This is a genomic window from Acidovorax sp. NN32 (genome assembly GCF_057597245.1).
Genome location: NZ_CP199679.1, coordinates 1,624,360 through 1,646,582, shown reverse-complemented (window position 1 = coordinate 1,646,582; position 22,223 = coordinate 1,624,360). Strand labels below are relative to the sequence as shown.

Sequence of the window (22,223 nt, the reverse complement as noted above, 5' to 3'; positions counted from 1 at the left end):
TTAGCCACAATGCTCAATAATCCCGAAATGTTTTATGGATTCGTCTCGAATTCCGGGATTTATGACCAACTCATCCCCCAGCCTGCGCCTGTTTGAACTGCTGGAAATCATGTGCACCCATGGCCGCCCGTTCAGCCTGGCGGACGCCATCGAGGCCACAGGCTGGCCCAAACCCAGCGTGCATCGCATGCTGGGCCAGCTCGAAAGCGGTGGCCTGCTGGCGCGCGAGCCCGATGGGCGCCGCTACACCCCCGCACCCCGCCTGCTGCGCCTGGCCGAAAGCACGCTCAGCGCGGGCACCCAGCATGGCGTGCGCCATGCGGTGCTGCGCCAGCTGGTGGCCGATATTGGCGAGAGCTGCAACCTCACGGCGCTCAGCGGCGCCGAGGTGATCTACCTGGACCGCGTGGAGTCGGCCTTTCCGCTGCGCATGGAGCTGCGGCCCGGCACGCGCGTGCCCATCCACTGCTCGGCCAGCGGCAAGCTGTTTCTGGCCCACCTGTCGGCCGCGCGCCGGGCGGCGATCCTGGACGGACTGCCGCTGACCCGCCACACGGCCACCACTTTGACCGACCGCACCGCCCTAGAGGCCGAGCTGGAGCAGATCCTGCGGCAGGGTTACGCCACAGATGCCGAAGAGTTTGTGGACGGTCTCGTCTGTGTGGCTGTGCCTGTGCTGGCCGGGGCGCGGCGCCAGGTCCGCAGCGCCGTGGCCCTGCAAGCGCCTGCCGCCCGCATGCCACTGGCCCAGGCACTCCAGCAGGTGTCCCGCTTGAGCGAAGCCGCGCAGGCACTGGGACGCACCTGGACATGACCTTGAATGACACATATGAACCTGAACTACCTGGATTTTGACTACAGCGAAGACGCGGACGGCGTAGGTACGTTTGACGCCATGGCGAGCGTGCAGCCCGCGCAGATTCCCGCATTACATGCCGAGATCAGCGCCGTGCTGGTCTGGGCGCACCAGCATTGGCCCGATGCCTGCGGCCCGTCGGAAGATGGGGGCATATGGCACTACGACCTGCAAGGCGTGCAGGAGATCAGCACACCGCTTGTGCTGACGTTTGATGACAACGCCGGGCAACTGCGTGCGGCGCCAGGCAACCCCGCCCCACCCCGGACCACGATCACCTTGACAATCAGCGGAAATGCTGACTTTTGCGGTGCGTTGCGCGACGCCTTCGCGATCAAATAGCCTCCATAGCCCCAATTACCAGCAAAAGCCCCACGTTGCGAACAGGTTAGCGCGTCGGCAAGCGGCAATCTCTCCGGCATCGCTACAGTTGCGACTCCTCAGTTCAACTCAAGACCGGAGAGTTTCATGCTGTCACGCCGCCACTTCCTGGGTGCAAGCCTGGCCACCACCGTTTACGCAGCGGGCTCGTTTGTCCCCGTGTGGGCCCAGAACGCGCCCAACTTCGGAACCCCCACCTTGCCCAGCCCCGGCTTTCGCCGCATGAAGGTGGGCGATGTGGAGGTGATTGCGCTGAACGATGGCATCACGCGCCGCCCGCTCGGAGAGGAATTTGTGAAGAACGCGCCGCTGACCGAGGTACGTGCGCTGCTGGCATCGCAAGGACTGCCCACCGACTACATCGACGTGCCCTACACACCCTTTCTGGTGGTGGCAGGCGCGCGCAAGATCCTCATCGACACCGGCTTGGGCGAGTTTGGTGGCGCCACCACCGGCAAGCTGATCGACAGCTTGCGCGCGGCAGGCATGCAGGCAGCCGACATCGACACCGTGCTGATCAGCCACTACCACGGCGACCACATCAACGGCATCCGCAACAAGGCCGGTGAGTTGGTTTTCCCCAAGGCCAAGGTGATGGTGCCCGCCGCCGAACACGCGTTCTGGATGGACGACGCCCGCATGGCAGCTGCGCCCGCAGGCATGAAGGGTGCATTCGATAACGTGCGCCGCACCTTTGCCACCATGCCCGCAGACACGCTGGTGCAGTTTGCGGCCGATGCGGAAGTGGCGCCGGGCATCAAGTCTGTGGCGGCCTATGGCCACACGCCGGGCCATACGCTGTTCGAGCTGACCTCGTCGGGCCAGAAGTTCTTCTACGTGGCAGACCTGACCAATGTGCCTGCACTGTTCGCACGCAATCCCGACTGGGCTGTGACCTTTGACATGGACGCCGAGGCTGCGCGCAAGGTGCGGCGCGATGTGTTCCAGCGCATCACCGCCAGCAATGCCATGCTGGGCGGCTTCCACTTCCCGTTCCCTGCGTTTGGCCGCATGGCGGTTTCTGGCAATGGCTATGCCTTCCAGCCTGCCGCCTGAGCCCCGCATTGCCCGCCGTGCGGTGCTGGGCGCCGGGCTAGCCTTGGCCAGCCTGCGTGGCTGGGCGGCGCAAGACGCGGATGCCGAAGCATTGTTGCGCAAGGGCGGGGTGGTGGCCGCCTTCCGCCACTCGCTGGCCCCCGGCACATTCGACCCCCCAGGATTCCGCCTGGGTGAATGCAGCACCCAGCGCAATCTGAGCGAAGAAGGCCGCGCACAGGCACGCAGCGTGGGCGCGTGGTTTCAGCAACGGCAACTCCAACCTGGCAAGGTTTTATCAAGCCCCTGGTGCCGCTGCGTGGACAGTGCCGCCCTCGCCTTTGGTACGCCGCAGGTCTGGGCGGCACTCGGGTCGCCCCGGGGTAGCCCGGAGACCACCGGTGCGGCCCACCTGCGTGAACTGCGTACAGCGCTGGCCACAGCGTCGTCTCAGCCCGGTCGTTTCGAAGTGTGGTTCACCCACATGTTTGTGCTGTCCGACCTGGCAAGTACCAACACCAGCTCGGGCGAGGGGCTGATTCTCCGGGCAGATCGCAGTGGCAACGTCGAGGTCCTGGCGCGTCTTTCCATACCCGCCTGACGGGGTGACCTGGCGGCTTCCCGCGAATGGGTAGCGGGCGGGCATGGCGGCGGGTCGTTCGCCTACATCGGGCGCGGGGGAAAGGACTATCCTCAAGCCACGCTGCTGTGCCGGATGCCCCGGGACGCGGTGCACGAAGGACATGCCCATGGCAAACACCCAAAGCCCTCCCCCGCAGTCAAATACCCGCAACGCTGCCACCTGGCCTGCCCCCTACCCCGCCCAGCAAGTCGGCACAGTCCCTGCAGACCAGCCAAGCCATGACCGCGTACGCATGGAGCTGCAGATTGATCTGAGCTACGAGGTGGACCAGTATGGTGCCGATTTTGTCTTCAACATCCACGCGGCGCAGACACCCAACCAGTCGGTAAGCGCAGAGCGCCTGGTCATCAACCAGCCCATTGCCCACCACATTCATACCGACCCAGCCACTGGAAACCGCTATCTGCGGCTGCATGGCGAGCCCGGCACGCTGGAGTTGTCGTATTCAGCCACGGTCGATATCAACCACTACCGCATCGACCCCTCCCAATTGGCAGAAGTACCGGTGCGGCGCCTGCCGCAAGAGGTAATGGGCTACATCTACCCCAGCCGGTATTGCCAGTCCGACCGGCTGCTGCGCCTGGCGACGAACGAGTTTGGTGCGCTGTGGCAAGGGCACAGCCGCGTGCAGGCGATCTGCGACTGGGTGCAGCGGCACGTGGCGTTCACCTCCAACACTTCCAACTCCAACACCTCTGCGGTGGACACGCTGGTGGAGCAGGTGGGCGTGTGCCGTGACTTCGCCCACCTCATGATTGCCTTGTGCCGCGCCATCAACATCCCGGCCCGCTTCACCACCGGAACCGACTACGGCGCTGACCCGGCCCTGGGCCCCCCCGACTTTCATGCCTATGTCGAGGTGTACCTGGGCGACCGCTGGTACATCTTTGACCCGTCTGGCACGGCGATCCCCATGGGCCTGCTGCGGTTTGGTGTGGGGAGGGATGCGGCCGATGTGGCCTTTGCCACCATCTTCGGTGGCGTGTGGGCCAAGCCCCCCGTGATCCGTACGATGGCCATTCAGGATGCCGCGCGGGGTTTTGAGTTGCCCCGCCATTGCACACAAGCGCTGTCCACCGACCACGGCGCAGGTGTGGCGGCGGGTGTGGCCGCAGGTTTTGTGGCGGCCTGAGCACCCACAAAACACCTGCCAAACACCTTTGAAAGCCCGGCAACCCGGCTGTGGCCTAAAATCTCTCCTTTTTCCACCAACTCAGAGACCTACCATGGGCAACAAGATCGTCACCGAAGCAGACCGCAAGCGCACCCCCCGCCCTACGCCCGTGCCCGGCTACACCCTGGCCACTCCCGGCCGTGGCCAGCGCGTGAGCCTGGAACGCGGTGTGGCAACCCGCAGCAAGAAGAACCCTGGCAAGCGCTCCAAGAAGGGCGGCTGATCGCCAGATCGCCACGGGCCGACTGCGGTTGGTTCCTTGCAAGAAAGCCCTCGCCAGAGGGCTTTTTGCTTTCTGGGGCTTTCACACCACCCGGCCGGTGGCGCCTTGCTCCGGCAACCTGTGCCAATATTCACCCATGATCACCGTCCACCACCTCGAAACCTCGCGCTCGCAGCGCGTTCTCTGGCTGCTCGAAGAACTGGGTGTTCCCTACGAGCTGAAAATCTACCAGCGCGACAAGGCCACCAAGCTGGCCCCGCCCGAACTCAAGAAGATCCACCCGCTGGGCAAATCACCGGTGATCACCGACGGCAAAGAGGTCATCGCCGAGTCGGGCGCGATCATCGAATACCTGGTGGAAACCTACGGAGCCCAGGCGGGCGGCGACCTGGCCCACCTGCAACCGGCGCCGCGCACGCCAGAGTACCGCCAGTGCCGCTTCTGGATGCACTACGCCGAAGGCTCGCTCATGAACTGGCTGGTGATGAAGCTGGTGTTCATGACCATCCCCACCCAGCCCATGCCGTTCTTCGTCAAGCCCATCGCCAAGGCACTGTGCGGCACGGTGCAGGAGAAATTGATCGACCCCAATGTGAACACCGCGCTCGACTTCATGGAGCAGCACCTGGGCACGCACCGCTGGTTTGCGGGCGAGCACCTCACCATGGCCGATTTTCAGATGAGCTTTGCGGTGGAGGCTGCCCTCTCACGCGCCAGCAAGGCCGGTGCGTGCCCCTACCTTCTGGCCTACAAGCAGCGCATGGAGGCCCGCCCCGCGTACCAGCGCGGCATTGCCAAGGGTGGCCCGGTGGTGATGTCCGCCTGAACATCGTCGGGATCACAGAGATGCCTGACCGCGTCGCTACCTACTCGGTGCTTTTTGTGTGCATGGGCAACATCTGCCGCAGCCCCACGGCCCACGGCGTGTTCCGGCACAAGGTGGTTCACAGTGGTTTGGCCAGCCAGGTGCGTGTGGACTCGGCAGGCACCCACAACTACCACCCCGGCAAGGCACCGGACGAGCGGACCCAACGCCACGCAGCGCAACGGGGCTACGACCTGTCGGATCTGCGCGCTCGGCAGATGCTGGCCAACGACTTTGAACGCCACGATCTGGTTCTGGCGATGGACTGGGACAACTTGGCCCTTGCGCAAGACCTTTGCCCACCCGAACACGCCCGCAAGTTGCGCCGTATGACAGAGTTCTGCCAACGGTTCGACAGCCCCGTGGTGCCCGATCCGTACTACGGCGGGGCCGCTGGTTTTGAGGAGGTGCTGGACCTGGTGGAAGACGCCTGTGATGGCCTGCTGCACCATGTGCGGCAGGAGTTGCAGCTGCGGTCCAGGCCGCTTTAGCACTACGCGGCGCGCACCCCACACACCAGCGCACCGGGGTCGTTGTGCGCCAGCTCCCGGTCATTCTTGGCCTGGGCCACTTCCATGTCGCGCGGCAGGGTGACACCGTTTTTGACGGCCAAAATTTCGGCCATCACGCTCACCGCAATCTCGGGTGGTGTCTTGCTGCCGATGTAGATGCCGATCGGTCCGCGCAGGCGGGCCAGGCTCTCCTCGGTCTGGTCGAAGTGTTCGATCATGCGGGCGCGGCGCGCCTCGTTGTTGCGGCGCGAGCCTATGCCGCCCACATAAAACGCGTCGGTATTCAGCGCCTCCAGCAGCGCCAGGTCGTCGAGCTTGGGGTCGTGCGTGAGGGCCACCACGCAACTGCGCCGGTCGGGCTTGAAGGCCAGCACCACGTCGTCGGGCATGTCACTCACCACCGTGGCGGCAGGCACGTTCCAGCTGCCCCGGTATTCCTCGCGCGGGTCGCACACCGTTACCGCAAACCCGTTGAACAGCGCCATGGTGGCCAGGTATTCCGCCAGCTGGCCCGCGCCGATCAGCAGCATGCGGTACTCGGGGCCAAAGGTGTTGGTAAGCCGCTCAGCATCCACCACCAGCTCGGTGGGCGCTGCCGCAGGCGTTAGCGTGACCGCGCCGTCGACCAAGCGCACGCTGCGCTGCATCAGGCGCCCAGCCTCCAGCGCGGTGATCAGTGTTGCCAGGCTGTCCGGGGCCGGGTCGTACTCCAGCAGCAGCTCCAGCGTTCCGCCACAGGGCAAGCCGAAGCGGTGCGCCTCGTCGGCAGTGAGGCCGTATTTCACAAACGTCGGCGGGCCGCTGGGAATGCGGTGATCCTTGTCTCCGACCGCATTCGCCGTGGGCGCGCCCTGTGCATAGGCCCGTGTATGGCGATCGATCAGATCGTCCTCAATGCACCCGCCCGACACAGACCCCACCACCGAACCGTCTTCGCACAGCGCCATGATGGAGCCCACCGGCCGGGGTGAAGAGCCCCACGTGCGCACCACCGTCGCCAGCAACGCCCGCCGCCCGGCGGCCCGCCAGCCCTGCAGCGTGCGCAACACCATCACATCCAGGTTTTCCATCGTTCCGTCACCAATTCATTTCTACCGCTTATTCAGATATTCCCATCTACGCCCGCTGCGTCTGAAACCGCGCGGCGCCCAGGCCAGCGCCACCGTGGATCCGGCTTTGCCGGTCCACCGGAGGCGTCCCCCCCGGGGGAAGACGCGAAGCGGCTCAGGGGGAGTCAATTGATTGCCCAGGCTATCAGCACCAGCGCCGCCGCGCCCACCACCCACACCCAAACCGGAATGCCGCTGGGGGGAATATCCTCCCCCGCCGACGCCGCCAGTGCCCCAGGCTCGGTGGGCGCTTCGGAGGATGCCGCACCATCGTCTGCCGGCGCGCGCGAATTGCGGCTTTGCATTTCGTTGTCAAAGCGCTTGAAAAAATCCTCCGCCATGCTCTTGGCCGCGCCGTCGATGAGCCGCTGTCCCAGCTGCGCGATCTTGCCGCCCACCGTGGCATGCACGGTGTAGTGCAGCTCGCAGCTTTCCTGCCCAACGGCATCCGCGGGCAAAGGCACCAGTTTGACCTGCGCATTGCCCTTGCCAAAACCCGCCACACCACCCGATCCGTCGAAGGCGATGGTGTAGCTCTCTGGTGGCACGATGTCCGACAGCGTGATCTTGCCCGCAAACTTGGCCGACACGGGGCCGATCTTGAGTGCCATGGCGACCGCGTATTGGTTCTCACCGATCGCCTCGACCTTGTCGCAGCCGGGGATGCACAGCTTGAGCACCTCAGGATCGTTGAGTGCCTCCCAGGCCTGCTGCTGGCTCACGGCAAGGGTGCGGCTGGCTTGCATTTCCATGGTGGGTTCCTTGTGTTGTCTGGTGTTGTCTGGTTATCTCTGAAATCGGTCACTGCCGCAGCACGGCCGCCAGGCTGGCCGCCAGATCCTGCAGGCGGCTCAGGTTGTGCACGGCCACCGTGCCGTGGGCCTGGCGGTGCAGTTCGGAGGCGCCGCGTGCCGTGGGCGCATAGCCCTCAAATCGCAGCAGCGGGTTGAGCCACAGCAGGCGTCCGCAATGGCGGCGCAGCCAGCCCAGTTCCTGCGCCAGCACCTCGGGCGTGCCTGTGTCCAGCCCGTCGCTGATCAGCAGCACCAGGGTGCGCCGCCCCACCAGCCTCCGGGCATGCTGCAAACGCAGCTGGGCCAGGCTGTCGCCCATGCGGGTGCCCCCCGCAAAATCATTGATGGAATGGCTGGCCACCTGCAGCATCGCGTCGGTGTCGGCCAGGCGAAAGGCGGGCGTGAGGTCGGTCAGCCCGGTGCCAAACGCAAACACGTCGCGGCGCACGGCATCGCCGGTGTGGCGCGGTGCCGTGGCGGCATGCAAAAACGCCAGCAGCAGCCGCGCGTAACGCTCCATAGAGCCCGACACATCCACCAGCACCAGCAGCGGCAGCGGTTGCTTACGCCGCTGCAGCAGCGGGATGCGCAGCACCTCGCCCCCGTTGCGGGCCGCGTGGTGCATGGCGCCGGGCCAGTGCGGGCGGCTTCCGCGCACACCGGGGCGGGTGCGGCGGGCGGCGTAGCGCGGCAGAGGCAAGGGCACCTCGCGCGCCAGGCGCTCCACCAGCAGGTATTCGCTGGCCGAGAGCTGGTTGAAGTCGGCCTGCCGCAGGCGCTGCAGGTCACTGGCCGTCATGGCGGCGTCGAAATCGATTTTCTCGTCCTCGCGCGGCGGGGGGGCGTTGCTGGCCGCACGCACGGGGGCCAACGCCTCGCTCACGCGCGGGCGGCGTTTGGCGGGCTCGGCCTTGGACTCAGCGCTGGGCAGCATCTGCGCCAGCAGCTTTTGCGCCACGTTGGGGTTGCGAAAGTACGCGTCGAACAACTCGCGGAAGACCAAACGGTCCTGCTCGCGGCTGACCAGCACGGCCTCCAGCGCGGCGCAAAAGTCCTCGCGCTGCAGCCCTACCAGCATCACGGCTTGCTGGGCCAGCGCCATGCGGGCGGCGTCCACGCGCACGCCGGCGCGGCGCAGGGTGCGGCCAAAACCGCTCAGGTTGTCGGCGAGCTTGCCCGTGCGGGCATCGCCCAGCTGGGAGATCGTTTTGACCTCTGCCACGGTTGAGCCCTCAGGCATCGGCCTCAGCGGGTTGCAGCAACTGCGCCGCGATGTCGCGCGTGAGCGCAGCCACGTCCTCGCGCTGCTTGAACAAGATGCCTGCGGTGTCGGACACCACTTCGGGGTCCACCACGATGGTGTCGAGCGCGACCAGCGCCTTGGCCCACTCCACGCTCTCTGGGATGCCCGGCGCGCGCTGGAAGGCATTGGCAAATGGCTGGCTGCGCAAACGGCCCACAAAATCCGCCACCTGGATGGCCAAGGCGGCGCTGGCATCCGGCACCTGCGCACGCACGATGGCCAGTTCGCGCTCGCGCTCGGGGTAGTCCAGCCAGTGGTACAGGCAGCGGCGTTTGACGGCGTCGTGCAGATCCCGCGTGCGGTTGCTGGTGAGGATGGTGACCGGCGTGGCCGTGGCGCGCACGGTGCCGATCTCGGGGATGCTGACCTGGTACTCGCCCAGGTATTCGAGCAGGAAGGCCTCGAAGGGCTCGTCGGCGCGGTCCACTTCGTCGATGAGCAGCACGGCGCCAGGTGCGGGCGCCTGCAGCGCTTGCAGCAAAGGGCGTCGGATGAGGTAGCGGTCCTGGTAGACCTCGCGTTCCACCTGCGCCATGTCGGCGCTGCCTTTGCCTTCCGCTGCGCGCATGTGCAAGAGCTGGGCCGCGTAGTTCCATTCATACAGCGCCTCGCGCTGCTCCAGCCCGTCGTAGCACTGCAGGCGGATCAGGCTGCGTTCCAGCACCTTGGCAAGCGCCTGGGCCAGCGCCGTCTTTCCCACGCCGGGCTCGCCCTCCAGCAGCAGCGGGCGCTGCAGCTTGAGCGCCAGGAACACGGCCGTGGCCAGCCGCCGGTCGGCAAAATAGCCCACGCCCTGCAAGGCAGACACCAGGGCGTCGATGGAGGACAGCGCAGGCGCGGTCATGGGCACGGGAGGGGAAACGTTCATTACTATAGTTTCTATAGCTAATAGCGCTTGATAGAAAAGCGCTAGAGGCCAATTTCATTCAAACACCCGCCCCTGGATGCAGTATGCAGGGCGCGGGTGCTATCCCCCATCAGCCCAGGATTTGCGCTACTGCTCTTTGGGTCTGCACGCTGATGAGGTTGGCGCGATAGGCCGCACTGGCGTGGATGTCAGCGTTGAGATCGCTTGCATCGATCTTCACCGCCGCCGCCGATGCGGGCGTAAAACTCTGGTTCAGCGCTGCTTCCAGCCCCGCGTGGCGGAACACACTGCTGGCCGCGCCGGTGATGGCCACGCGCACGCCGGCATCGGTCTGTGCCACAAACACGCCCACCAGCGAGAAGCGCGAGGCCGCCTGCTTGAACTTGAGGTACGCAGCGCGCTTGGGGATGGGGAAGCGGATGGCGGTGATGATCTCGCCCTCTTCCAACGCCGTGGTGTACATGCCCACAAAAAAGTCGTCGGCCGCAATCTCGCGCTGGTTGGTGATGACTGTGGCGCCCAGGCCCAGCACGGCGCTGGGGTAGCACGCCGCTGGGTCGTTGTTGGCCACCGAACCACCCAGCGTGCCGCGTGCGCGCACCTGCCGGTCGCCGATGTGCGCCGCCAAGTCGGCCAGCGCGGGGATGGCGGCCTTGACATCGGCGCTGTTGGCCACGTCCATGTGGCGCGTCATGGCGCCGATGACCAGCGCGTTGCCCTCGCGGCGGATGCCCGCCAGCTCGGGGATGTTGTTGAGGTCAACGATCTTCTCGGGGTTGGCCAGGCGCAGCCGCATCGACGGCAGCAGGCTTTGGCCACCGGCCAGCAGCTTGCCGCCCTGGGCGATGAGCTGTGCAGCGGCGGCGGTGGAGGAGGGATTTTCAAAGGTGAATGCGTACATGCTGGTTCTCCTCAGGCTTTGGCACTCTGAATCGCTTCCCACACACGGTGTGGCGATGCGGGCATGTCGAACTCTTTAACCCCCAGCGGGCGCAGTGCATCCAGCACCGCATTGATCACCGCCGGTGGCGAGCCAATCGCCCCCGCCTCGCCGCAGCCTTTGGTACCCAGCGGGTTGTGCGTGCAGGGGGTACACACATGGCCCAGCTTGAACTCGGGGAAGTCATCAGCGCGCGGCATGGCGTAGTCCATGAAGCTGCCGGTCAGGAGCTGACCCGTCTCGCGGTCGTACACGCAGTTTTCCATCAGCGCCTGGCCGATGCCCTGCACCAGGCCTCCGTGCACCTGGCCCTCCACGATCATGGGGTTGATGATGGTGCCGAAGTCGTCCACGGCCGTGAACTTGTCTACGCGGGTGCTGCCTGTGGCCGGGTCCACCTCCACTTCGCAGATGTAGGTGCCTGCAGGGAAGGTGAAGTTGGTCGGGTCGTAGAACGCGGTTTCGTTGAGGCCCGGTTCGAGCTTGTCGAGCGGGTAGTTGTGCGGCACATAGGCCGTAAGTGCCACCTGCCCGAACGGGATCTTCTTGTCCGTGCCGCGCACGGTGAACTCACCGCCGCTGAAGTCGATGTCCGCGTCGCTGGCCTCCATCAAGTGCGCGGCGATTTTCTTGGCCTTGGCCTCGATCTTGTCCAGCGCCTTCATGATGGCCGCGCCGCCCACGCTGATGGAGCGCGAGCCATAGGTACCCATGCCAAACGGCACGCGGCCCGTGTCGCCGTGCACGATGTCAACGTTCTCCACCGGGATGCCCAGGCGCGCGGCCACCACCTGCGCAAAGGTGGTCTCGTGCCCCTGGCCGTGGCTGTGCGAGCCGGTGAACACCGTCACGCTGCCCGTGGGATGCACACGCACTTCGCCGCATTCAAACAGACCTGCGCGCGCGCCCAGGGCGCCCGCGATGTTGGACGGCGCAATCCCACACGCTTCGATGTAGCTGCTGTAGCCGATGCCACGCTTCAAGCCCTTGGCCTCGCTGGCCGCCTTGCGCGCCGCAAAGCCCGCCACGTCGGCCAGTTCCTGCGCTTGCGTCATACAGGCGTGGTAATCGCCCACGTCGTACTGCAGTGCCACGGGCGTCTGGTAGGGCCAGCTGGTGATGAAGTTACGTTTGCGGATTTCGTCCTGGCCCAGGCCCATCTCCCAGCCACAGCGCGACACCAGCCGTTCCAGCAGGTAGGTGGCCTCGGGCCGGCCCGCGCCCCGGTAGGCATCGACCGGCGCGGTGTTGGTGAACCAGGCATCCACCTCCACATAGATCTGCGGCGTTGTGTACTGGCCTGCCAGCAAGGTGGCATACAGGATGGTGGGCACGGCGCTGGCAAAGGTGCTGAGGTAGGCGCCCATGTTGGCGTCGGTATGCACGCGCATGGCCAGGAATTTGCCGTCTTTGTCCATCGCCATTTCGGCATGGCTCACATGGTCGCGGCCATGCGCGTCCGACACAAAAGACTCACTGCGATCGGCCACCCACTTGATGTTGCGGTTGAGCTTCTTGGCCGCCCAGGTCAGGCACACGTCCTCGGCATACAAGAAGATCTTGGAGCCAAAGCCGCCGCCCACGTCGGGCGCAATCACGCGTACCTTGTGCTCGGGCAGCCCCATCACGAACGCCGTCATGAGCAAGCGCTCGACGTGCGGGTTCTGGTTGCTGACGTACAGCGTGTATTCGTCGTTGGCGCGGCTGTACGAGCCAATGGCGGCGCGGGGCTCCATCGCATTAGGGATGAGGCGGTTGTTGACCAGATCCAGCTTCGTCACGTGCGCGGCGTTGGCAAATGCGGCGTCCACCGCGCCCTTGTCGCCAATGGCCCATTTGTAGCAGTGGTTGTCCGGCGCTGCATCATGCAGCCCTGCGCCGGCCACGGTGCCTGCGGCCGCATCGGCCACACTGACCACGGCGGGCAACACGTCGTAATCCACCTCCACCAGCTCGGCCGCATCACGCGCCTGCTGCTGCGTCAGCGCCACGACGATGGCCACGTGGTCGCCCACATAGCGCACCTTGCCCTGCGCCAGGATGGGGTGCGGCGGCTCCTTCATGGGCTGACCGTCGGTGCTGGTGATGAGCCAGCCGCAAGGCAGGCCGTTGATGTTGTCGGCCGCCACGTCGGCACCGGTGAACACGCCCAGCACGCCCGGCGCGGCCTTGGCCGCTTCCACATTGATGCTGTTGATCTTGGCGTGTGCGTGCGGCGAGCGCACAAACACCGCATGGCTTTGCGCCGCCAGCACCACGTCGTCGGTGTACTGGCCCGCGCCGGTCAGGAAGCGGTAGTCTTCCTTGCGCTTGAGCGATTCGCCGATGTGCGGCAGCTTGGAAAAGTCGGATGCACCCATGGTTCTTCTCCTGTGTGTTTACGCTGAAGCCATGGCCTTTTGGCCAACCTGCACTGCGCGCACGATGTTCTGGTAGCCCGTGCAGCGGCAGATGTTCCCTTCGAGCAGCTCGCGGATCTCGCCTTCGCTGGCGTTGGGGTGGTTTTTGCACAAGTCCACCGCGCTCATCACCATGCCCGGGGTGCAGAAGCCGCACTGAAGGCCATGGCACTCCTTGAACGCGGCCTGCATGGGGTGCATGGTGCCGTCGGGGGTGGCCATGCCTTCGATGGTGGTCACCTCGGCCCCCTGGGCCTGCACCACCAGCATGGCGCAGGATTTGACGGCCCTGCCGTTCACATGCACCGTACACGCCCCGCACTGGCTGGTGTCACAACCCACATGGGTGCCGGTGAGCAGCAGGTGCTCTCGCAGCGCATGGACAAGCAGGGTATTGGGGGGGACGTCAACACTGGCAGCGCGCCCGTTGACCGTGAACTGGACTTGCATCTGGCTGTCTCCTGAATAGGTTTTGGCTGGACTGACCTCGCGCATCTTCTGCCGCGCCCCACCACCCATCCCTAGGGACAACCCTAGATTTCCGGCAGCCCCGGCCGGATATTCTCAAAATGAAACATGTTGCAGCGCACACCAGCGCATCATGCGCAGCTCAAGGATTCGGTTCACCATGCTGTCCTCCGCGCCCACCACCCCCGCCCACCGCCATGCACTGATTGCACAGGCGCGCCAAAGCTTGCTGGCGGATGGCGCAGCGCCCCTGCGGGCCGAGGTGGAGCCATGGATTGCACGGTCGTGGCAACGCTGCCTGGCCCAGGGACTCAACCCCACTCACCGTGTGGCATTTGACGCCGTCAGCGCCACGGCGTTGCGCCGTAGCCAGGAGCAAAACCACCACCTGCTGCGCGCGGCACGGCCCGTGCTGCAACAGCTCACCCGCGCGATTGCGGGCATGCACTACTTCGCCATGCTGACGGACGTACGCGGCATCGTGGTAGACGTGCAAGGCCATTGCGACCCGGGCGACCCGCGCGCCAGCGCCATTGGCCGCGTGGGCATCGACCTGTCGGAAGCGGCAGTGGGCACCACAGCCATCGGCGCTGCGCTGGCCGAGCTGCAGCCGGTGTGGCTGCACCGGGGCGAACACTTCTTTGATGACAACGCCAGCTACAGCTGTGCAGGGGCACCGCTGTTCGACCCACACGGCCAATGTGTGGGCATGCTGGACCTGACCGGCGTGGACGTGCCGGAGCGGCCCGAGCTGCGCCACCTGGTGGCCCGATCGGCCCGCGCCATGGAAGACGCTTTGCTGCTGCAATTGCCCCATGCCCTGCTGCTGCGCGTGAACTGGCCCGGCGGCCCGCTGGGCAGCGAGGGCGACGGCCTGCTGGCACTGGACGGCGATGGATTTGTAGTGGGCTGCAACAGCATGGCACGCCAACTGGTGCCCCAGCCACTGCGCACCCCGGGTGCGCCCACCCACGCCAGCGACCTGCTGGCCATGCCGTGGGCCATGTTGTTCGATGCTGCGCGGTGGCACCCGGCGCAGCCGATCGATTTGCCCCTGTGGTCGGGCCTGCGCCTGCAGGCGCTAGCGCAACGGCCAGAAAACGCCCGTGGCGCCAGCCAGCCTGTTGCCACCCTGTCCCCGGCGCTGGTGGGCGCCTCGCCCACGGCCGCACCGCTGCGCGAGGCTGAAACCGCCCTGATTCGCCAAGCCGTGCAAGACGCCCGTGGCAATGTGGCAGAAGCTGCCCGGGTGCTCGGCATCAGCCGCGCCACGGTGTACCGCAAACTGGGCCATCCCAAGGGGCTGTGATCGGCGACTGCGGCACCTGCCAACAAGGCGCAGCAGACATTTGCATCAAATTGGCCGCTAGCGCTTCTTCAGCAAGCGCCAATAGCTATAAAATATATAGCGCAATTCCCACAATGGGCCCAGTATCAGACCTCGGCCAAGGCCAGGACCACGGCGTTGTCTTCCACCACCAGCACGACCGGGCTGCCCGCGCGCAGGCCACTGCCGGGCGCCGCAAAACCCACCATCTGCAAGCCACCCGACAGCTCGGCAGACACCTCATCGCCCGACTCGCCCCGCACCACGCGCGTGGCTTTTGCAGGCAGGCGGTGGATGCCGGGTGCATCGGCCACCGCAGACCCAGACGCTGATGCCAAACGACCACCCCGATCCACGCGCACGGCCGTGGCCTTGCACAGCGCCTGCACGGCCAGCCCCGGCTGCAGGCCCAGCAGCTCCGCACTCTCGCGGGTGATGCGCGCGGCCAGTGCTGCAGGCACGCCCATTGCGGCACCGTCGCCATCGCCCGCATTGCCCAACCGCAGGTGCACCGCCACGATCTGCCCCTGCACCACCAGCCGCTCCACCACACACGGCAACTGGTTGCGCATGCTGGTGCGCACCGCCAGCCGCGCCAGCGCAGGGCCCGCATGGGGCGTAGCCTGCCAGCGCGACAGCACAGCGCCTCGCGCCTGCGCCATCGCATTTGCCGCCGCCAGCAGCTGGTGCCCCGCCTCGGTCAGCTGCGCACCGCCGCCCCCTGCCCCACCCACCGCGCGTGCAACCAGCGGCGTGCCCGCCAGATTGGTCAGCGTGTCCACCGCCTGCCACGCGGCCTTGTAGCTCACGCCCACGGCACGCGCGGCCTGCGAGATGGAGCCGCAGGTGCCAATCTGGCGCAGGATGTCGATGCGTTTGTCGGCCAGGGCATGGCCCAGCGCATCCGTGAGAGAAAGAGAAACAGGCATGCGCGGATGATGCCTGAGCGCTCCCTTCACGCCGCCTTGCGGCGCAGCCCCGTGACGGGCTTTGCCAGCTTCTGCTGGCGCTCCAGCGCGCCAGTCGCTGCGGCCTTCAGCAGCCGCTGGAAGGAGGGGCATTGCGCATGGCTCTCCGCCGGGCAGGCTGCCGCATGCCGCAGGCCGTTGCTCATGGCCTTGAGGCGTTTGACCATGGTATCGAGTTCATCAGCCTTGGCCGACAGCAGTTGCCGGTCAATGCTGGGCTCGCCGCTGGGCAAAAACATGGCACGGATGTCGTCCAGAGAGAACCCGGCCGATTGCCCCAATGCAATCAGCGCCAGCTGGTCCAGCACGCCCGTCGCAAAACGGCGGCGCTCACCAGGTTGGCCTACAGAGTGGATCAACCCCTTTTCCTCGTAATACCGCAGCGTGGAGGCCGGCAGCCCGGAGCGTTTGGCGACTTCGGCAATGTCCATCAAAAAACCCCTTGACTTCAAGTTGACTTGAACTTCTATATTCCCTTCAAAACCTCCTTCCGTCAACTTTCGAGGTGCTTTGATGACACTCCCACTGCAAGAATTTCCCCTCGCGATGCTGATAGGCATCGGCGCCACCGCCGTCATGGACGCATGGCTTTTGCTGCTCAAGCATCTGGGCGTCCCCACCCTCAACTTCGCCTTCATCGGCCGCTGGGTGGGCCATCTGTTTCGGGGCCAGTTTGCCCATGCCGCCATCGCCAAGGCGGTGCCCATCCGGGGGGAATTGGCCTGGGGCTGGCTCACGCACTACGCCGTGGGCATGGCGTTTGCCACCGTGCTGGTCGGCCTCCAGGGCGCCGACTGGGTACGCAGCCCCACCCTGCTGCCCGCGTTGGCCGTGGGCGTCTGCACCGTGGCGGCGCCGCTGCTGGTGATGCAGCCCGCCATGGGCTCGGGCTTTGCGGCATCGCGCACGCCCACGCCGCTCAAGAACTGTCTGCGCAGCTTGGCCAACCACACCGTCTTTGGCTTCGGCCTGTACCTGTCTGCGCTCGCCATCGCACTGATTTCTCGATGACGGTTCTGCGCGTTTTTCCCCTCGAAATCACTTGTTTGAAACCCATGCCATGAAAACCATCGCCATCATTTATCACAGCGCCCACGGGCACACCGCACACATCGCCCGCCACGTTCTGGAGGGCGCCCAGGGCGTTTCCGGCATCCATGCCGAGTTACGCCAAGCCGAAGACCTGGCCCATGCACCCGACAGCCTGTTGCACTACGACGGCTTCATCCTGGGCTCGCCCACCTATCTGGGCGGAGTCTCCGGGCCGTTCAAGACCTTCATGGACGCCACCGGCCGTCTGTGGAAAACGCAGCAGCTCAAGAACAAGCTCGCGGCGGGCTTCACCGTGTCGTCGCTGCCTGCGGGCGACAAGCAGTCCACACTGCTGTCGATGTGGGTGTTTGCCATGCAGCACGGCATGGTGTGGGTGGGCAACCCCATCCTGCCCGAGCAGCACACCGGGGTTCCGTATGACGAAGCAGCCAACCGGCTCGGATCCTGGTCGGGCCTGATGGCGCAGGCAGGCCATGGGGCGGCAGCGGATGCGTTTGTGCCAGGCGATACCAAGACCGCCCGCATGTTTGGGCGGCATTTCGCCGAGACCTTGCAGCGCCTGGGCGGTGTGGCGGCACACCAACCCGCCGAGGCGGTGGCTGCATGATCCCCGCCCGCTACGGCCCCGTGCTGTTCAGCTTCATCCTGTCGGGCGTGATGTCGCTGCTGGTGTCCGGCATCTCCACCTTTCGAGCCGCGCAGGTGGACCAGGGGTTTCTAGGCCTCTGGGCGGGCGCGTGGCTCACGGGGTGGCTGTTCGCCTTCCCGGCGGTCATGCTGGCGGCGCCGCTGGCTCGCAAGCTGGTGGCGCGGGTCGTCGCGCGTGAAGGATAGACAGAGGCAGGCAGGGAAAACGCACGACCTTGCCTATACTCTCGCTATTCCATAAACGAATAGCGCTTTTGCGCCAACCGCCATGCCCCACCTCGCCGCATCCATGATCCGCACCCTCGCCTGTGCTGGTGTTGCATGGGCCATGCTAGGGGTGGCACATGCCGGCACCGTCTCGGTCGCGGTGGCCGCCAATTTCACGGCGCCCATGCAGAAGATCGCCGCAGCTTTTGAGGCCGACACGGGCCACAAGGCCGAGCTCTCGTTCGGTGCCACCGGCAAGTTTTACGCACAGATCACCCACGGGGCGCCGTTTCAGGTGCTGCTGTCGGCCGACGACACCACGCCTGCCCGGCTGGAGCGCGAGGGCAAGGCCGTAGCCCACTCGCGCTTTACCTATGCCATCGGCACGCTGGTGCTGTGGAGCGCACAACCCGGCACCGTGGATGCCAAGGGCGATGTGCTCAAGTCGGGTGATTTCAAGCACCTGGCCATTGCCAACCCCAAGCTGGCGCCCTATGGCGCGGCGGCCCTGCAGGTGATGGAAAAGCTGGGCGTGGCGACGGCCCTGCAGCCGCGCCTGGTGCAAGGCGAGAACATCGCCCAGACCTTCCAGTTTGTCTCCACCGGCAATGCGCAGCTGGGCTTTGTGGCGCTGTCGCAGGTGATGGCCGATGGCAAGATCCGCAGTGGCTCGGCCTGGCAGGTGCCGGCCAGCCTGCACGAACCCATCCGGCAAGATGCCGTGCTGCTGATGCCAGGCAAGGACAGCGCGGCGGCCAGCGCACTGCTGACCTACCTGCGCGGCAGCAAGGCGCGCGCAATCATTCAATCGTACGGCTATAGTTTCTGACCGCCTATAGCCCCATCGACGGATCGCCCATCTTCATGCCATTTTCCAGCGCTGATCTGGCTGCCATCGGCCTCACGCTGCGGCTGGCGGGCACCACCATGGTGTTGCTGCTGGTACTGTGCACGCCCCTGGCCTGGTGGCTGGCGCACACGCCGTCGCGCTGGCGCGGCCCGGTGTCGGCCGTGGTGGCGCTGCCGCTGGTGCTGCCGCCCACGGTGATCGGCTTTTACCTGCTGGTCACGCTCGGCCCCAACGGCCCCCTGGGGCAGTTCACGCAGTGGTTGGGGTTCGGCACCCTACCCTTTACCTTCTGGGGGTTGGTGGTGGGCTCGCTCATCTATTCGCTGCCTTTTGCGGTGCAGCCTCTGCAGCACGCTTTTGAAGCCATCGGCCGGCGCCCGCTGGAGGCTGCGGCCACGCTGGGCGCAGGGCCGTTGGACCGTTTCTTCACCGTAGCGCTGCCGCTGGCGCGCCCCGGGTTCATCACCGCCGCGATCCTGAGCTTTGCGCACACCGTGGGCGAGTTTGGTGTGGTGCTCATGCTGGGCGGCAACATCCCGGGTGTCACGCGCGTGGTGTCTGTGCAGATTTACGACCACGTCGAGGCGCTGGAATACACCCAGGCGCACTGGCTGGCGGGCGGCATGGTGCTGTTTTCGTTTGTGGTGCTGCTGGGGCTGAACCTCACCCGCCGCAAAACCTTGTCGATGGTGCAGTGATGGAAGCCCCAGCCTCCTTATCACAGATCACCGCGCAACTGAAGCTGGCTCGCCCCGGGTTTGCGCTGGATGTGGACCTGCATTTGCCCGGCCGGGGTGTGACCGCCCTCTTCGGCCCCTCGGGCTGCGGCAAGACCACCTGCCTGCGCGCGATTGCCGGTCTGGAGCGCGCGCAGCCTGGGCGTGTGGAGGTCAACGGCGAGGTGTGGCAGGACGAAGCACAGACCATCTGGCGCGCCACACACGAGCGGGGCCTGGGCTATGTGTTCCAGGAGGCCAGTCTGTTCGACCACCTGAGCGTGCGTGGAAACATCGACTACGGCCTGAAGCGCACGCCCCCCGCACGCCGCAAGGTGGCGCTGGAGCAGGCGGTGGACTTGCTGGGCATCGCCCCCCTGATGGACCGCAAGCCCCAGGCCTTGTCGGGCGGCGAACGCCAGCGCGTGGCCATCGCCCGCGCGCTGGCCACCAGCCCCCGCCTGCTGCTGATGGACGAGCCCCTGGCTGCGCTGGACGCCCAGCGCAAGGCGGAGGTCCTGCCCTATCTGGAACGGTTACAACACACCCTCGACATCCCCATGCTGTATGTGAGCCACGCCATCGACGAGGTGGCAAGTCTGGCCGGGCACATGGTGCTGTTGCGTGAGGGCCGTGTACTGGCACAGGGCCGCACCAGCGAACTGATCGTGCGGTTGGACCTGCCCCTGGCCCATGGCGACACCGCCGCCTCGGTGATCGAAGGCACGGTGCAACAGCACGACCCGCAGGACCACATCACGACCGTGGCATTCAGCGGTGGGCACCTGATGCTGGTCAGCCCCAGGGCACACGCCACGGGCGAGCCCATCCGGCTGCGGGTGCAGGCGCGTGATGTAAGCCTGGCACTCACCGCACCCAGCGACACCAGCATCCTCAATGTGCTTCCAGCCACGGTGGTGGCGCTGGGCGAAGACAGCCCCGGGCAAATGATGGTGGCCCTGGATGCAGGCACCACACGGCTGCTGGCGCGGGTCACGCAACGCTCGGCCCGGGCGCTGGCGCTGGCGCCCGGCCAACCCGTATTTGCGCAGGTGAAGGGCATTGCCATCGTCAACTGATGGGCAGCGCAATCCGGGCCTCCCCACCGAAGGCCCCACAGGCGAACCCAGTGGCCACCGGGGCCTCCCATCGGTCGTATGATGACCGTCAAAAAACAAGGGTGGGAACAAGGGGTGGAAATGGTTTCAATCTGGCACGACGCCACCGTGGCGTTTGCAGTGGGGTTTCCGCCGCTGCTCCAAAGCCTGCTGTTCTGGATCTTCGCGTCGCTGGTGGTGCATGTGTGCCAGCGCCTGGTCGAACACACGGCGTTTTCGGTCGATCCATCGAGCCGCCGCATCAGCGCCTCGCAAGCTGCCCTGTGCATTGGCTGCATTGTCTGGGCCCTGGATGTGGTGGGTCTGTTCATGTATGCCGAGCTGGCGCACCACGTGCTGGAGCTGGTGCCCGCCCTCAGTGGCCTGCTGATCATGGCGGTGAGTGCGCGACTCACCATTCCGACACTCAGCACCAGCGCCAGCAAGGCGCGCATTGTGGTGGCCGGTGTGTGGCTGGCGGCTGGCATGCTGACGGGGCACTTTGCGATCACCTGGGGCCACGTGCAGAGTTTTTCGCAGGTCAATGTGCTGGCAATCATGGCGTCCATGGCCACGGCCGTGGCCCTTGCGGCGTGCACCGCAATCCGGCACCGGTCGGCCAAGCTCAGCATGCTCACGCCCCGCTACCGCGCACAAACCTGGGAAGACAAGGTGCTGTGCGGCGCCGCCATCCTGGTGCTGCACTGGATGCTGGTCAACACCTTTGCACTGCACCTGGGCGACCCGAGCGGTGAGTCCGACGGCATTGCGCTGCTGGTCACCGTGCTGGCCTTTGCCATTGCCGTAGCGTTGGAACAGATGAGCAACATGCGCTCGGACGCTGGCCGCCAGCAGCTCTTGCGACGCGGGCTGTCGATGATGCGGTCATCGGCCACGGCGCAAAACGCCCAGCGCGACATGCAGCTGTCGCTCATTGCGGACCATTTGCACCGGCTGCTGCACCCGGAGAACCTGGCGCTGCACTTTCAGCCCATCGTCGATTTTCAGCAGCGTGGCGTGCAGTTCGAAGCCCTGCTGCGCATAACCGACAAGACCCTGGGCGCCATCAATCCTGAAACCTTCCTGCTGGTGTGCGAGCTGCAGGGCAAGACGCCCGAAGTGGACCGGATGATCCTGCGCAACGCACTCGACAGTGCCAAGGCCTGGCAAGCCCAGGGACTGAACGAAACGACCATCAGCGTGAACGTGGCCCCAATCACGCTGCTGGACGACCGCTTTGCCCCGTGGCTGCGTGAAGAACTGGCCCTGCGCGGCCTGCCGCCGCGCACCCTCAAACTCGAAATGACCGAACACGCCATCATTGCGCTGGGCACGGAGATGGTGGCCGCCATCCACACACTCAGCGCCATGGGTGTTGTGGTGTGGATGGACGACTTTGGCGCCGGCTACTCGTCGCTGGGCATGCTGGCCGACCTGCCGATTGCAGGCATCAAATGCGACCGGCTCTTTGTGCGAAAGCTGCCGCAGGACAGCCGGCGGCAGATGCTGCTGCGGCATATCAGCGCGCTGGCCGGCGAGTTCGGCCTGTCTGTGGTGGTGGAAGGCGTGGAGACCGTGGAGGAGCTGCAGACGCTGGCCGCCATTGGGCTGCACTGCATCCAGGGCTACGTGTTCAGCAAACCCATTCCAGCAGCCCACGTACCCGACTGGCACCACACCCACATGCAGCCCCAGCGCGCAGCGCTGCAGGCCTTGCTGCGCCCGGCGGGTTCCACACCGATTTCAGCACTCCCGCCCGCCATCGCGCCAGCCCCCGGACTCTGAAC

Annotated in this window: 25 protein-coding genes; 16 read left to right on the top strand and 9 right to left on the bottom strand. The window is 65.8% G+C overall.

Annotated elements, in window-relative coordinates:
* Positions 1 to 61 precede the first annotated feature (61 nt).
* The 8 genes from ACT89O_RS07595 to ACT89O_RS07560 all read left to right on the top strand — a co-directional run bounded on the left by ACT89O_RS07595 (position 62) and on the right by ACT89O_RS07560 (position 5,668).
* Positions 62 to 814, top strand: coding sequence for an IclR family transcriptional regulator (locus ACT89O_RS07595; RefSeq protein WP_487262252.1), 753 nt, complete (start codon positions 62 to 64; stop codon positions 812 to 814).
* Between the two features lie 6 nt (positions 815 to 820).
* On the top strand, positions 821 to 1,198 hold the full coding sequence (locus tag ACT89O_RS07590; RefSeq protein ID WP_487262251.1) for a hypothetical protein: 378 nt from the start codon (positions 821 to 823) through the stop codon (positions 1,196 to 1,198).
* A 126-nt stretch (positions 1,199 to 1,324) separates the two neighbouring features.
* A complete protein-coding gene (locus ACT89O_RS07585; RefSeq protein WP_487262250.1) occupies positions 1,325 to 2,293 on the top strand; it encodes an MBL fold metallo-hydrolase in 969 nt (322 codons plus the stop codon).
* Positions 2,271 to 2,873, top strand: a complete 603-nt coding sequence (locus ACT89O_RS07580; RefSeq protein WP_487262249.1) for a histidine phosphatase family protein — start codon at positions 2,271 to 2,273, stop codon at positions 2,871 to 2,873. The genes ACT89O_RS07585 and ACT89O_RS07580 overlap by 23 nt, the downstream gene beginning before the upstream one ends.
* A gap of 274 nt (positions 2,874 to 3,147) precedes the next feature.
* Positions 3,148 to 4,047 (top strand): transglutaminase-like domain-containing protein, encoded by a 900-nt coding sequence (locus tag ACT89O_RS07575; protein ID WP_228900084.1) that lies wholly within the window; start codon positions 3,148 to 3,150, stop codon positions 4,045 to 4,047.
* Between the two features lie 94 nt (positions 4,048 to 4,141).
* Complete coding sequence (locus tag ACT89O_RS07570; protein ID WP_162995995.1) at positions 4,142 to 4,312, top strand: hypothetical protein; 171 nt, start codon at positions 4,142 to 4,144, stop codon at positions 4,310 to 4,312.
* Positions 4,313 to 4,448: 136 nt separating this feature from the next.
* Positions 4,449 to 5,138 carry a glutathione S-transferase family protein gene (locus ACT89O_RS07565; RefSeq protein ID WP_487262248.1) on the top strand — a complete coding sequence of 230 codons (690 nt, stop codon included), beginning with the start codon at positions 4,449 to 4,451 and terminating at the stop codon, positions 5,136 to 5,138.
* Between the two features lie 20 nt (positions 5,139 to 5,158).
* Positions 5,159 to 5,668, top strand: coding sequence for a low molecular weight protein-tyrosine-phosphatase (locus ACT89O_RS07560; protein WP_487262247.1), 510 nt, complete (start codon positions 5,159 to 5,161; stop codon positions 5,666 to 5,668).
* Positions 5,669 to 5,670: 2 nt separating this feature from the next.
* Here the strand turns inward: ACT89O_RS07560 and ACT89O_RS07555 are convergent, their stop codons facing one another.
* The 7 genes from ACT89O_RS07555 to ACT89O_RS07525 all read right to left on the bottom strand — a co-directional run bounded on the left by ACT89O_RS07555 (position 5,671) and on the right by ACT89O_RS07525 (position 13,552).
* Positions 5,671 to 6,759: an XdhC family protein gene (locus ACT89O_RS07555; RefSeq protein ID WP_487262246.1), complete on the bottom strand. Its 1,089-nt coding sequence runs from the start codon at positions 6,757 to 6,759 to the stop codon at positions 5,671 to 5,673.
* 164 nt (positions 6,760 to 6,923) lie between these two features.
* Positions 6,924 to 7,550 carry an SRPBCC family protein gene (locus ACT89O_RS07550; RefSeq protein WP_228899991.1) on the bottom strand — a complete coding sequence of 209 codons (627 nt, stop codon included), beginning with the start codon at positions 7,548 to 7,550 and terminating at the stop codon, positions 6,924 to 6,926.
* A gap of 49 nt (positions 7,551 to 7,599) precedes the next feature.
* Complete coding sequence (locus ACT89O_RS07545; protein WP_228899989.1) at positions 7,600 to 8,832, bottom strand: vWA domain-containing protein; 1,233 nt, start codon at positions 8,830 to 8,832, stop codon at positions 7,600 to 7,602.
* Positions 8,825 to 9,739 carry an AAA family ATPase gene (locus tag ACT89O_RS07540; RefSeq protein ID WP_487262827.1) on the bottom strand — a complete coding sequence of 305 codons (915 nt, stop codon included), beginning with the start codon at positions 9,737 to 9,739 and terminating at the stop codon, positions 8,825 to 8,827. Before ACT89O_RS07540 ends, ACT89O_RS07545 begins: the two co-directional genes overlap by 8 nt.
* 133 nt (positions 9,740 to 9,872) lie before the next feature.
* Positions 9,873 to 10,664: an FAD binding domain-containing protein gene (locus ACT89O_RS07535; protein ID WP_121419342.1), complete on the bottom strand. Its 792-nt coding sequence runs from the start codon at positions 10,662 to 10,664 to the stop codon at positions 9,873 to 9,875.
* An 11-nt stretch (positions 10,665 to 10,675) separates the two neighbouring features.
* Positions 10,676 to 13,063 carry a xanthine dehydrogenase family protein molybdopterin-binding subunit gene (locus ACT89O_RS07530; protein WP_121419341.1) on the bottom strand — a complete coding sequence of 796 codons (2,388 nt, stop codon included), beginning with the start codon at positions 13,061 to 13,063 and terminating at the stop codon, positions 10,676 to 10,678.
* 18 nt (positions 13,064 to 13,081) lie between these two features.
* On the bottom strand, positions 13,082 to 13,552 hold the full coding sequence (locus tag ACT89O_RS07525; RefSeq protein ID WP_487262245.1) for a (2Fe-2S)-binding protein: 471 nt from the start codon (positions 13,550 to 13,552) through the stop codon (positions 13,082 to 13,084).
* 178 nt (positions 13,553 to 13,730) lie between these two features.
* On the opposite strand from ACT89O_RS07525, the gene ACT89O_RS07520 reads away from it, so the two are divergent.
* The gene (locus tag ACT89O_RS07520; protein ID WP_487262244.1) at positions 13,731 to 14,879 is read left to right on the top strand and encodes a helix-turn-helix domain-containing protein; all 1,149 of its coding nucleotides are present in this window, start codon (positions 13,731 to 13,733) and stop codon (positions 14,877 to 14,879) included.
* 125 nt (positions 14,880 to 15,004) lie between these two features.
* On the opposite strand, the gene ACT89O_RS07515 is transcribed toward ACT89O_RS07520, so the two are convergent.
* On the bottom strand, positions 15,005 to 15,826 hold the full coding sequence (locus ACT89O_RS07515; protein ID WP_487262243.1) for a TOBE domain-containing protein: 822 nt from the start codon (positions 15,824 to 15,826) through the stop codon (positions 15,005 to 15,007).
* A gap of 26 nt (positions 15,827 to 15,852) precedes the next feature.
* Positions 15,853 to 16,296 (bottom strand): helix-turn-helix domain-containing protein, encoded by a 444-nt coding sequence (locus ACT89O_RS07510; protein WP_487262242.1) that lies wholly within the window; start codon positions 16,294 to 16,296, stop codon positions 15,853 to 15,855.
* A 115-nt stretch (positions 16,297 to 16,411) separates the two neighbouring features.
* Between ACT89O_RS07510 and ACT89O_RS07505 the strand changes: the two genes are divergently transcribed.
* The 7 genes from ACT89O_RS07505 to ACT89O_RS07475 all read left to right on the top strand — a co-directional run bounded on the left by ACT89O_RS07505 (position 16,412) and on the right by ACT89O_RS07475 (position 22,221).
* Positions 16,412 to 16,876 (top strand): DUF2938 domain-containing protein, encoded by a 465-nt coding sequence (locus ACT89O_RS07505; protein ID WP_121419337.1) that lies wholly within the window; start codon positions 16,412 to 16,414, stop codon positions 16,874 to 16,876.
* Between the two features lie 49 nt (positions 16,877 to 16,925).
* Positions 16,926 to 17,525 (top strand): flavodoxin family protein, encoded by a 600-nt coding sequence (locus ACT89O_RS07500; RefSeq protein ID WP_055399907.1) that lies wholly within the window; start codon positions 16,926 to 16,928, stop codon positions 17,523 to 17,525.
* Positions 17,522 to 17,752, top strand: coding sequence for a DUF2798 domain-containing protein (locus ACT89O_RS07495; protein WP_431152297.1), 231 nt, complete (start codon positions 17,522 to 17,524; stop codon positions 17,750 to 17,752). The genes ACT89O_RS07500 and ACT89O_RS07495 overlap by 4 nt, the downstream gene beginning before the upstream one ends.
* 103 nt (positions 17,753 to 17,855) lie before the next feature.
* Positions 17,856 to 18,602: a molybdate ABC transporter substrate-binding protein gene (gene modA / locus ACT89O_RS07490; protein WP_487262241.1), complete on the top strand. Its 747-nt coding sequence runs from the start codon at positions 17,856 to 17,858 to the stop codon at positions 18,600 to 18,602.
* 35 nt (positions 18,603 to 18,637) lie between these two features.
* Complete coding sequence (gene modB, locus ACT89O_RS07485; protein ID WP_431152295.1) at positions 18,638 to 19,321, top strand: molybdate ABC transporter permease subunit; 684 nt, start codon at positions 18,638 to 18,640, stop codon at positions 19,319 to 19,321.
* The gene (gene modC, locus ACT89O_RS07480) at positions 19,321 to 20,418 is read left to right on the top strand and encodes a molybdenum ABC transporter ATP-binding protein (RefSeq protein ID WP_487262240.1); all 1,098 of its coding nucleotides are present in this window, start codon (positions 19,321 to 19,323) and stop codon (positions 20,416 to 20,418) included. The genes modB and modC overlap by 1 nt, the downstream gene beginning before the upstream one ends.
* A gap of 120 nt (positions 20,419 to 20,538) precedes the next feature.
* A complete protein-coding gene (locus tag ACT89O_RS07475; protein WP_487262239.1) occupies positions 20,539 to 22,221 on the top strand; it encodes an EAL domain-containing protein in 1,683 nt (560 codons plus the stop codon).
* Positions 22,222 to 22,223: the final 2 nt, after the last annotated feature.